Annotated in this window: 9 protein-coding genes; 1 reads left to right on the top strand and 8 read right to left on the bottom strand. The window is 74.0% G+C overall.

Annotation, left to right across the window (positions count from 1 at the left end; all coding sequences use genetic code 11):
- The 6 genes from G6W55_RS27010 to G6W55_RS26985 form a co-directional block, all read right to left on the bottom strand.
- On the bottom strand, positions 1-283 hold a 283-nt coding region (locus G6W55_RS27010; protein WP_175523410.1), incomplete at its 3' end, for a cation diffusion facilitator family transporter.
- Between the two features lie 125 nt (positions 284-408).
- On the bottom strand, positions 409-1,560 hold the full coding sequence (manA, locus tag G6W55_RS27005) for a mannose-6-phosphate isomerase, class I (RefSeq protein ID WP_175523409.1): 1,152 nt from the start codon (positions 1,558-1,560) through the stop codon (positions 409-411).
- Between the two features lie 49 nt (positions 1,561-1,609).
- A complete protein-coding gene (locus tag G6W55_RS27000) occupies positions 1,610-2,743 on the bottom strand; it encodes an SIS domain-containing protein (RefSeq protein WP_078633687.1) in 1,134 nt (377 codons plus the stop codon).
- A gap of 68 nt (positions 2,744-2,811) precedes the next feature.
- On the bottom strand, positions 2,812-2,982 hold the full coding sequence (locus G6W55_RS26995; RefSeq protein ID WP_020940431.1) for a Trm112 family protein: 171 nt from the start codon (positions 2,980-2,982) through the stop codon (positions 2,812-2,814).
- A gap of 119 nt (positions 2,983-3,101) precedes the next feature.
- A complete protein-coding gene (locus tag G6W55_RS26990; RefSeq protein ID WP_030792880.1) occupies positions 3,102-4,466 on the bottom strand; it encodes a phosphomannomutase/phosphoglucomutase in 1,365 nt (454 codons plus the stop codon).
- Between the two features lie 149 nt (positions 4,467-4,615).
- Entirely contained in the window at positions 4,616-5,035 is a 420-nt protein-coding gene (locus G6W55_RS26985) for a DUF3499 domain-containing protein (RefSeq protein ID WP_175523408.1), read from the bottom strand.
- 304 nt (positions 5,036-5,339) lie between these two features.
- Here G6W55_RS26985 and G6W55_RS26980 point away from each other — a divergent pair, with 304 nt between their 5' ends.
- Positions 5,340-5,789, top strand: a complete 450-nt coding sequence (locus G6W55_RS26980; protein ID WP_078633690.1) for a metallopeptidase family protein — start codon at positions 5,340-5,342, stop codon at positions 5,787-5,789.
- Between the two features lie 89 nt (positions 5,790-5,878).
- Here G6W55_RS26980 and G6W55_RS26975 read toward each other — a convergent pair whose 3' ends face one another.
- A complete protein-coding gene (locus tag G6W55_RS26975; protein ID WP_175523407.1) occupies positions 5,879-7,429 on the bottom strand; it encodes a DUF5719 family protein in 1,551 nt (516 codons plus the stop codon).
- The gene (locus tag G6W55_RS26970; RefSeq protein ID WP_175523406.1) at positions 7,426-11,151 is read right to left on the bottom strand and encodes a glycosyltransferase; all 3,726 of its coding nucleotides are present in this window, start codon (positions 11,149-11,151) and stop codon (positions 7,426-7,428) included. The genes G6W55_RS26975 and G6W55_RS26970 overlap by 4 nt, the downstream gene beginning before the upstream one ends.
- Positions 11,152-11,314: the final 163 nt, after the last annotated feature.

Below are 11,314 nucleotides of genomic sequence, written 5' to 3'. Positions count from 1 at the left end.
CGAACATGCCGCCGACGGAGAAGAGGACGATGGAGACGAGGAAGGCGTAGATGTAGCGTTCGCGGCCGTAGCCGAAGGGGTGTTGGGGGGTGGCTTCGCGCTGGGCCTTCTTGCCGCCGACCAGGAGGAGTGCCTGGTTGCCCGAGTCGGCGAGCGAGTGCACGCCTTCGGCGAGCATCGACGACGAGCCGCTGAAGGCGAACGCCACGAACTTCGATACCGCGATCGCGAGGTTGGCGGCGAGTGCCGCCACGATCGCCTTGGTGCCGCCTGACGCGCTCATGTGTCCGCGTTGTCCCTTCGCCTTCGAACCGCCGGTTCGCCGTGCGGGCCTTTGCCCGGCCTTTGCCGGTGGGTCATTCTTGCAGCACGGCGCGGCGATGGTGTGTCAGGTGTCCACAGGGCCGGTCATACCATCACAGTGGCCCGGAAGAGAGTGCCCGCTCCGGACACGCGCGTGTGCTCGCCCGCGGGGACGAAGACCGACTGGCCGGGCGTCAGTTCGAGGTCTCCGGTCCGTACGGTGCCGGCGGTGCAGAGCAGGATCTGCGGGGTGGAGCGGGTGAGGTCGTGGGTGCCGCCGCCCTCGGGGAGGACGTACCGGGACAGGCGGAACTCGTCGATGGGGGTCTCGTAGACCTCTTCACCGTCGGGGGACGCCTCGGGGCGCAGGATGCCGGGGTCGCCGGGTTCGAAGCGGACGATGCGCAGGAGTTCGGGGACGTCGACGTGCTTGGGGGTGAGGCCGCAGCGCAGGACGTTGTCGGAGTTGGCCATGATCTCCACGCCGAGGCCGTCGAGGTAGGCGTGCGGGATGCCGGCGCCGAGGAACAGGGCCTCGCCGGGCTGGAGCCGGACGTGGTTGAGGAGCATGGCGGCGATGACGCCGGGGTCGCCGGGGTAGTGGTGGGCGATGCCGGCGTAGGGGGCGTAGTCGCCGCCGAGTCGGTCGCAGGCGGCCGCGGCGGCGCTGACGGTGGCCGCCGTCTCGTCGGGGTCGGCGCTGAGGATCGCGGTGAGGACCTCGCGCAGGGCGGCTTCCTCGGGGCGGGCGTGCAGGAGGTCGACGTACGGCTTGAGGGAGTCGACGCCGAGGCCGTCGAGGAGGTCGGCGGCCCGCAGCGGGTCGCGGAAGCCGCACAGGCCGTCGAACTCGGTGAGCGCGCAGATGAGTTCGGGCTTGTGGTTGGCGTCCTTGTAGTTGCGGTGCGGGGCGTCGAGCGGGATGCCGCGGCGTTCCTCGTCCTCGTAGCCCTCCTTGGCCTGGGTGAGGTCGGGGTGGACCTGGAGGGAGAGGGGGGCGCCGGCGGCGAGGAGCTTGAGGAGGAACGGCAGGCGGGGGCCGAACCTGTCGACGGCCGCCGCGCCGAGCGCGTGCCGCGGGTCGCGCTCGATGATCTCGACGAGGGTGCCCCGGGGGGTGCGTGAGGGTGCTCCGGGGTGGGCGCCCATCCACATCTCCGCCTGCGGTTCGCCGGTCGGCTCGGTGCCGAGCAGGTGCGGGATCGCGGTCGGGGAGCCCCAGGCGTAGGGGCGGACGGTGTTGTCGAGGCGGTCCATCGGGTTCTGTGCCTGCCTGTCTGTCTCTACATCTGTGTCTGTCTGAGTGTCAGCTCTGGGTGGCGAGCGCCAGGTAAACGGCGGCGAAATCGGTGGTGGCGATCAGTTCGGCGAGGGTGACGAGTTCGTCGCCGTCCTCGGGTTCGAGTTCGCTGATCGGTGTGTCGTGGCTGAGGGCCAGCTCGCGTGCGGAGGGGGCGGCGGTGAGGCCGCCGAGGGGACGGTCGCGCAGGAGCACCACGCGCGCGTGCAGGGCGGGGGCTTCCTCGACGCGGTCGCGGAAGAAGTCGTCGGGGTCGGCGCTGGCGGCGAGGGGGCCGGCGAGCAGGGCGTTGTGCTCGGCGAGGGCCTCGGGGAGTTCGGCGACGACGGCCGGGCGCCCGGCGAGTTCGGCGAGGGCGGCGGCGAAACGGCGGCCCGCGGGTCCCGCGGAGACGCCCTCGGTCCAGATCACCGGGAGCGCGTCGGCGAGTTCGGCGGCGAGGGTCTTCGCCGGGTTGCTGTACGTGGCGACGGCGGGGCCGCAGCGTTCGGCGACCTGGTCGAGGCGGTCGGCGACCTTCTCCAGCGCGTCGGCCGGGGCGGACAGCAGCGCGATGCGGTCGAGGAGCGCGAGGAGCGGCGTGAGGAGGGCCCACAGCACGCCGGGCGCGGAGGCGGCGACGGGCGGCTGCTCGTCCTGTTCGTACGGCGCTGTCGCGAGCGGTACGAAGAGGCCGTGCGCGGCGACGGCCGCCTCGGTGAGCGGGGTCCCGGCCGGGGCCACGGCGGCGACGGTGCAGCCACGGCGGTACGCCTGCTCGGCGAGGAGGGAGAGGCCGGGCTCGGTGCCGTCCGGGGTGGCGATGAGGAGGAGGTCCACGGAGCCGGCCCAGCCGGGGAGTTCCCAGCGCAGGGCGCCGGCGGCGGGGGCCACGCCGGTGGGAGCGAGGCGGATGACCGGGCAGGCGGCGCCGGCGAGGGTGCCGAGGAGGTCGGCGACGCAGGTGGCGGCGGCGCCGGGGCCGGCGATCAGGATGGCGCGGGGGCGGCCGTCCGGCTTGAGCTCGTGGACACCGGCCTCGGCGGCCAGGCGGGCGGCGGTGCGGACGCGCGCGCCCGCTTCGGCCGCGCCGCGCAGGAGGGCCCGGCGGTCGGCCTCGGCGAGGGCCTCCGGCGTGTCGAGCAGCGAGTCGTCGAGCATGGCGGAAGTCTCCGATCACCGGGGGTTGTTCGGGGGACGAACGCGGATGGCCGCGGCCCGGTCGCGGGTTACGCGGGGCGGCGCGCCTCGTCGACGAGGAGGACGGGGATGCCGTCGCGGACCGGGTACGCCAGACCGCAGTCCTGTCCCGTGCAGATCAGCTCGGCGTCCTGCTCCTTGAGCGGGGCGTGGCAGGCCGGGCAGGCGAGGATCTCCAGGAGGCCGGCTTCGAGCGGCATGGGGTGTCCCTTCTGGGTGGCGGTCGGGGGGTGTGCGGGTATGCGGACGTGCCTGGTCAGCGTACCGCCGGGCGGCAGCGGGTGTGGGGGGTCGGGTCGGCCCCCCACCCCGTACGCGCTCACGCCCTGATGATCGCCAGTGCCTCGTCGCGGATCTTGGCCATGGTGGGCTCGTCGCGGCCCTCGGCGTTGAGGCGGAGGAGGGGTTCCGTGTTGGACGGGCGGACGTTGAACCACCAGTCCGTGGAGGTGACCGTGAGGCCGTCCAGCTCGTCGAGGGTGACGTCGGGGCGGTCGGCGTAGGCGGCCTTGATCGCGGCGATGCGGTCGGCCTGGTCGGCGACGGTGGAGTTGATCTCGCCGGAGCCGGTGTAGCGGTCGTACGCGGCGACCAGGGCGGAGAGCGGGCCGTCCTGGCCGCCCAGGGCCGCGAGGACGTGCAGGGCGGCCAGCATGCCCGTGTCGGCGTTCCAGAAGTCCTTGAAGTAGTAGTGCGCGGAGTGCTCGCCGCCGAAGATCGCGCCGGAGGTGGCCATCTCGGCCTTGATGAAGGAGTGGCCGACGCGGGTGCGGACCGGGGTGCCGCCGTGCTCGCGCACGACCTCGGGAACGCTCCAGGAGGTGATCAGGTTGTGGATGATCGTGCCGGTGCCGCCGTTGCGTGCCAGTTCGCGGGCGGCGACGAGGGCGGTGATCGCGGACGGGGAGACGGGCTCGCCGCGCTGGTCGACGACGAAGCAGCGGTCCGCGTCGCCGTCGAAGGCGAGGCCGAGGTCGGCGGACTCCTCGCGCACGCGCTTCTGGAGGTCCACGAGGTTGGCGGGGTCGAGCGGGTTGGCCTCGTGGTTGGGGAAGGTGCCGTCGAGTTCGAAGTACATCGGGACGACGGTCAGGGGGAGGCCGTCGAGGACCGTGGGGACGGTGTGGCCGCCCATGCCGTTGCCCGCGTCGACCACGACCTTCAGGGGGCGGATGGAGGTGAGGTCGACCAGGGAGCGCAGGTGTTCCGCGTAGTCGTTCAACGTGTCGGCGCGGGTGACGGTTCCCGGTACGGCGGCCGGTTCGGGGGCGCCGGTCTCGCTCCAGCGCTCGACCAGCTCGCGGATCTCGGTGAGGCCGGTGTCCTGTCCGACGGGGGCGGCGCCGGCACGGCACAGCTTGATGCCGTTGTACCGGGCGGGGTTGTGCGAGGCGGTGAACATGGCGCCGGGCAGGTTGAGGGCGCCGGAGGCGTAGTAGAGCTGGTCCGTGGAGCACAGGCCGATCTCGGTGACGTCGACGCCGAGGGCGGCCGCGCCGCGCGCGAAGGCGCTGGTCAGACCGGGCGAGGAGGGGCGCATGTCGTGGCCGACGACGATCGCGGCGGCGCCGGTGACCTGGGCGAAGGCCGCGCCGAAGAGTTCGGCGAGCGACTCGTCCCACTGGTCCGGGACCACCCCGCGCACGTCGTACGCCTTCACGATCTGCGACAGATCTACAGCCACGGGCCGACCTTCCTGGAAGTCCTGTTCACGTCGCCACAAACTACCCGGAACGGTTCAGGAGGCGCTGTGAGTCCGCCGAGTGGACCCACAGAAGTAACCTGCGCGCAGTCATCGGACGCGGGTGCGGCGGGGAAAGCGGCGTGGCGGCGTCAGTTGTCCGGGGAGCGCAGGACGCGCAGGTGTCCGCGGCGGGCGACTTCCATCGGGTCGGCGCCGCGGCCGCCTGCCGCTCCGGCGCGCCGCTCCTGGGGGCGGGCGGCCTCGCGGACGGCGTTGGCGAGCGCTTCGAGGTCGTCGCCGCTGGGGCGGGCGGGGGCCGAGCCGTCGAGGAGCCGGACGACCTCCCAGCCGCGCGGGGCGGTGAGGCGCTCGGAGTGCTCGGCGCACAGGTCGTAGCAGTGGGGTTCGGCGTAGGTGGCGAGCGGGCCGAGGACCGCGGTCGAGTCGGCGTAGACGTACGTCAGCGTCGCCACGGCGGGTCGGCCGCAGGCGGTTCGCGAACAGCGACGTACAGGGCTCACGACGTTGGACGGTACCGCACTCTTGAGCGGGCCGCGACGACTCTCCACCAGGTCACTCCACCGTGTCGTGTTGTGAAACGCCCCACGCGCCTCCTCAGTCATACCCCGCTGACCTGCGCGAACACCAGTCATTAACGGGAGGAAGACCACACCGCCCGGTCATCACCTGGTACAAACCTCACCAATTGCCGCGAGATCGCCGGTCCCGGAGGGTAACGGAATCGAGCCCAAGCTTGGCCGGAATGGTCATCCGGCGACATGCGGGGTGTACCGGGGTGCTCCGGGGCGGTCCGGCCGGGCGGGGGCGTGGAGCCGGTCGCCGGGTCCTGACGGGGTCTAGGCTGCACCAGTGATGGACAACCCCGTACCGCCCCCTGCCGCAGGCCCCGGGCCGCGTCGTCGCGATCGTCACGGCCGCGGCATGCGGGGGCCGATCGCGCCGCCGCAGGTGCCGTTGGCCGCCAGCCGTGCCGAGGTGTTCGCCGATCTGGTGCAGGACTCCGTGGAGCGGCTGGAGCGGCGGTGGCCGCAGCTCGGCGAGATCGACTTCATGGTGCTGGAGGTGCCGCGGCCGGCCGCGGCCGGGGAGCCGTGGAACGACGAGGCGGTGCCGCTCGGCGGGACCGTGCCCGCGCGGGACGGGCGGCGGGCGCGGGTCGTCGTCTACCGGCGGCCGGTCGAGATCCGCACCAAGGGGCGGGACGAACGGGCCGCGCTGGTCCACGAGGTCGTCGTGGAGCAGGTGGCGGAGCTGCTCGGGCTGACCCCGGAGACGGTGGATCCCCGCTACGGCGAGGACTGACCGGCGCCCCCGCCCACCACCCCCCTTACGAGTGACCGCGTCCCCCGATCGAGTTACCCGCCGCGTGCCCCGCGCGGCCGTGGGCCGGGCTACTTCTGGAGCACCGCCACGTCCTCGTCGGCCTCCGGCACCGCCACCGTGCCCCGGTCGTCGGGCAGGGTCTGGACGGTGAAGCCCGGGACGCCCTCCCGGGTGGCCTTCAGGGTGCGGGCGGCGTAGACCGGGGTGTCGGTGAGGGGTTCCACGGTGAGCGCGTAGGTGCCCTTCAGACCGTCGGGGACGGGGAGTTCGACGTCCTGGGTGGTGCCCTTCTTGATCGTGTACGTCTGGGAGGCGGCCTTGCCGCCGCCGCTGCCCGCGGACGCCGTGACCTTGACCTTGGCGGTGCCCCGGGGGGCCGTCAGGGAGAGGGTGGAGCCCTTGGCGGAGTTGTCGACGGCGGACGCGCGCGTGCCGACGGGGGCCGCGGCCGGGATGAACGCCGACTCCTGGTCGTCGCCCTTGCCGCGCAGCACGCGTGCGGCGGCGACGACCGGGACCGACCGGTCCACCGGCGTGAGGATCAGCGAGCCGGCCTCCCCGCGCGTGACGTCGCCGAGGTCGACGGCGGTCGTCATGCCGCCCTTGATGTGCAGCGTCTCGTGCCCGGCGGGGGTGATCAGGCCGGTGGGGGAGGCGAGTTGGACCTTCAGGTCGGCGTCGGTGTCGCCGGGCGTGTGGGCGATCAGGCGGACGGCCGTGGCGTCCTTGGGGATGCCGGGGATCACCAGACTGCCCGCGGGCTCGGCGGAGGCGGCCAGCCAGTCGCCGCCCAGCTTGTCGTCCAGGGCCTGGACGGCGGCGCCGACGCGTCCGCTGCGGATGTTCACGTGGACGGTGACGTCGTCCTGCTTCTCGTCGGTGAGCGTGGACAGCAGGACCGGCTCGCTGGAGTTCGGCGGGACGGTGATGCCCTCGCCGACCGTGGTCTGGAGGGCGCCGTCCTTGCCGTACAGCTCGATGTCGGCGACGGCGGCGGAGTCGTCCGGGTTGGTGAGGTGGACGTAGTCGGTGCGGTCGGCGGCGGTGCTGACACCGGGGAACCAGAACTCGGTGTCGGCCGGGGTGCAGGTGACGCCGAGGAGGCCGCGGCCGCTGCCGGCGGCGACCTCGCTGGTCGCCTGGACGGTCCACCCGGGCGCGAACTGCCCCTCGGCGGTGCCGAGCAGCGCGGGCGCGTCGCCGCCGTTGGTCTCACCGACGGCCGGGGTGCCGGGCTCCTTCTGCGTCAGGAGGGGCTTCTCGGCGGCCTTCTTCTTGTCGCCCTTGCCGTCCTTCTCTCCCTTCTCGTCCGTCTCGTCCTTGTCGCCCTCGCCTGATTCGTCGCCCGTGTCCGTCGACTCCTGGCCGGCGGGCAGGAGTTCGGCGGAGCCGTTGTCCTGCGTGCCCTTCGTGACGGGCGTGAAGGCCGTGTACGCCGTCTCCGCGAGGTCGGAGGAGCTGGGCGCCGGGCACACCAGGCTCGTGCGCTCCACGGGCAGTTCGGCGGCCGCCCTGGCGGTGTCCGGGCCGGCGGCCGCGGGCTGGTTGAGGGCGGCGAACCCGGTGACGGCGGCGAGCGCGGCCGTGCCGGCGATCAGGGAGAGGGTGGTGCGGTTCACTGCTGGCTCCCGTCGGGGCGCTCGCTGCCGTTGCCGTGCGGGTCGTGGCCCTGCCGGGCCGGGTCGTAGGCGGGATCGTAGGCCGGGTCGTAGCCCTGGTCGCCGTAGCCCTGGCCCTGGCCCTGGTCGTAGCCGTACGTCTGCCCGTACGGCGCCTGCGGGGACTGGCCGTCGTAGGCGTACGGGTCGTACTGGCCGGCCTGGTAGGGGTCGTAGGACTGCTGGTCGTAGCCGCCCGCCGGGTACTGCTGCGCGCCGTCCTGGTACTGCTCGGCGGGGTAGCCGCCGTACTCGGCGCCCACGGGGTCGGGCTGGTCCCACTCGGCGTAGGACTGCTGCTGCGGGAGCACGACCGGGGTGTCCGGTTCACCGGGGAAGCCGGTGTCCTGGCCGGGGCCGGTGACCGGGCCGGTCTCGGCCGCGTCTCCCTGCTCCTCCCCCGCTTCCTCGGCCTGGGCGCGCAGGCGGCGCGCGCGGCGGCCCTCGCCGTCGACGGCTTGGGCGGGGACGAGCGCCTCCTCGGGCAGGTCGTCGTCGATCTCGCGGCGGCGGCCGGGCAGGGCGAGGACGACCAGGACCAGGGCGAGGAAGCCCTGGGTCCACAGCCAGACGGTGTGGGTGAACGGGTCGTCGTAGACGACGTCCAGCGTGCCGCCGGAGGCGGGGAGTTCGAAGCCCTGGGCCCAGCCGTCGACGGTGGTGCGCTTGAGCGGCGTGCCGTCCAGGGTGGCGGTCCAGCCCTCCGCGGCGGTGTCGGCCAGGCGCAGGATCCGGCCGTCGGTGCCGTCCGGGATCGTGGTGTGGATCTCGACGGGGCCCGCGGCGACCGGGACCGGGGTGCCCTCGCGGTCGGCGGCGACGATGCCCGCGCGGGAGACCTCCTGGTCGAGCCGCCACAGGGCGCTGCCGTCCTGCTGGCTGAGCCGGCTCAGGCCCGGGGTGGCGTCCAGGACGCGGGTGACCTCGCGGGGCGCGCCCTTGTGGACGAGGACGTAGCGCACGGCGAACTTGCCGAGTTCGTCGCTCTGGTCGGCGCCGGAGCCGGCGACCAGGTTGGCGACGACCTTGTCGAGGGTGGCGTTCTCGCCGTCCGCGGCGGCGAGTTCGGCGTCGCCGAGGCGGGCGCCGGAGCCGCGGACCAGCATGTAGCCGACGCGCGCGGTGGAGTCGCTGTCGAGGACGAGGGTGCGGGCCTGGTCGCGGGTGCCGGCCTCCTCGGCGACGAACGCGGGCACCTGGACCGGGTCGCGGCGCTCCAGGGGGCCGTCGGCGCCGCCGATCATCCAGCCGGCGGCCAGCAGCAGCGGGCCGGCGGCGGAGGCGAAGGCGATGAGGGCGGCGACCGGCTGGCGCCAGCCGAAGCTCTGTTCGGCGACCCGCGCGCGGGCGCCGTCGGCGCCGATGACGGCGGCGGCCAGCAGGGCGATGCCGTAGACGAGGGTGGCGGGGCCGGCCCAGGTGGAGGCGTTGGACAGGGCCGCGAAGACCAGGCCGATCAGGGCGACGGCCCAGGCGGTGCGGATCCCGGACTGGCGCTGCCCGCGCAGCAGGGCGGCGAGGGCGGCCAGGACGATGCCGATGAGCATCAGTCCGTCGACCGTGCCGGGGCCGCCGGGGCTGGCGGCGAGCAGGTCGAGCGCGGTCGCGGTGGAGGCGCCGTGGTCGAGGCCGGCCTGGGTGAAGAAGCCCGTCGGCAGCAGGGTGAGCGACCAGGGCGCGAGGATCAGCAGGGGGGTGCCGAGCTGGGCCAGGAAGCGGGCGCCGTAGGCGGCGAGTTCGGTGCGGCGCACGGCCAGGACGGCGAGGCCGAGGACGAGCGCGATCGGCCAGACGATCGGGGTGAAGGCGGTGGTGACCGTCAGCAGCAGCGCGTACGCCCAGGTGGCGCGCCAACTGCCGCGGGCGCCGGAGCTGTTGGCGAGGCCGCTCGCGGCGATGCCCGCGCGGGCGATGAGCGGCAGCAGGACGGCGAGTACGGCGGTGCCGACGCGGCCGCCGGCGAGGGCGCCGGTGGCGGCGGGCAGGAAGGCGTAGGCGACGGCCGCCCACGCGCGCAGGAGGCGGGACTCCACGAGCGGGCGGGAGGCGAAGTAGGCGCTGAGGCCGGCCAGTGGCACCGAGCAGACCAGCAGCACGGTGAGGGCGAGGCCGGTCGAGCCGAGCAGCAGGGTGGCCAGCGAGGCGATGATCGCGAGGTAGGGCGGTGCGGACGGGGTGCCGCCCGCGCCGACCGGATGCCAGGCGTCGAGGTAGCGCGACCACAGGTCGGAGGCGTCGGCGGGGGCGGGCAGCAGGGCGCCGCCGGCGAGCGCGCCGCCGCCGAGGAGGTTGCGGCAGGCGACGAGGGAGACGAACAGCAGGATCAGGAAGAGCACCGGGCCGGGCTTGCGGGCGATGCGCTTGAGGCGGGCGAACTGCTCGATCTCCAGGAAGTCGGCGTCGTCGCCGCCGGGTCCGGACTCGATGCCGCCGCCGTGCCGGCCGGCGCCGCCGGGGGTCTCGGCGTCGGAGGCGCCGAAGAGGTTGCCGGCGACCTGTTCGACGGTGGCCCGCACGGTCGCGCCGGGCGGCGGGAACAGGGGCCGCAGTTCGTCCTTGTCGACGACGGGTGTGCCGCGACTGCGGCGCCCGGCGATGATCCGCTCAGGACGCAGCAGGGTGCCGAGCAGACCGCGGATCTCGTCGAGGGCCTGGCCGGGGACCTTGCCGACGAGGTAGGCGAGGGTGCGCACGACGGTGCCGAGGACCAGCCGGAGCAGGATCCACGGCAGCACGGCCGTACGGCTGTTGACGAGCAGGGTGTAGACGGCGCCGGCCTTGTCGACCTTGTGCGGGGAGGCGGTGGTGCGGCCCGCGCAGTCGACGGCGCGGCGCTCGCGGGAGGCGGCCTCGGCGTGCCGTACGACGGCCTCGGGGGCGATGAGGACGCGGTGGCCCGCGGCGGTGACGCGCCAGCACAGGTCGACGTCGTCACGCATGAGGGGCAGCCGGCGGTCGAAGCCGCCGAGTTCCTCGAAGACGTCACGGCGGATCAGCATGCCGGCGGAGGAGACGGACAGCACGGGTCGGACGTGGTCGTGCTGGCCCTGGTCCTGTTCGCGGCGGTCCAGGCCGGTCCAGCGGCGGCCGGAGTGGGCGATGGTGACGCCGACCTCGAGGAGCGCCCGGCGGTCGTACCAGCCGCGCAGTTTGGGGCCGACCACGGCGACGTCGTCCCGGCCGAGTTCGAGTTCGTTGTCCACGACGCGCAGCAGTTCGGCGAGGGCGTCCGGTGCGGGGGCGCAGTCGTCGTGCAGCAGCCACAGCCACTGCACGGGTTCGCCGTACGGCAGTTCGGGCAGGTCGTAGGCGTCGTCGCGCCAGGTGCGCGTGACGGGGTCCCAGCCGCTGGGCCGCTTCAGGTAGGGCAGTTCCTCGGGGGTGAGGACGGGGGCCGTGCGGTTGGCCTCCTCGACAGCCTGGCCGAAGCCGGTGCGGCGGGCGAGGTGGAGCACGCGGTCGTCGCCGAGGGCGTCGGCGAGGAGCTGCGCGGAGTGGTCCGAGCTGCCGGTGTCGGCGGCCATCACGGACTGGACGGGGCGCTCCTGGCCGAGCAGCCCGGCGAGCGCGTCGGGCAGCCAGCGGGCTCCGTCGTGGGAGACGAGGACCGCGGTCACGACATGACGCGGGAACTCAGGTGTGGCAGCGTCGCGGTGGGCTGCCGGGTGGCTGTGCACGGACATCGAGGTACGGGCCCCGGTTCGGTGGACTGTGGTGGACCCCTGCGCCGCGTGGCGGCGGCGGGGTGTCTCGGACGAGCGCCCACACTAGCGGCTGGGCATGCGGACGGCCCGCCGCCTGTGGACAACCACCTGCGACGGGCCGTTCACCCTGTCCCGAAGTCCG

This window comes from Streptomyces sp. CAI-85 (assembly GCF_013363615.1).
In the GTDB taxonomy this organism is placed as follows: domain Bacteria; phylum Actinomycetota; class Actinomycetes; order Streptomycetales; family Streptomycetaceae; genus Streptomyces; species Streptomyces antibioticus_B.
The sequence above is the reverse complement of the archived record's forward strand: the minus strand, read 5'-3'. Positions and strand labels throughout refer to the sequence as shown.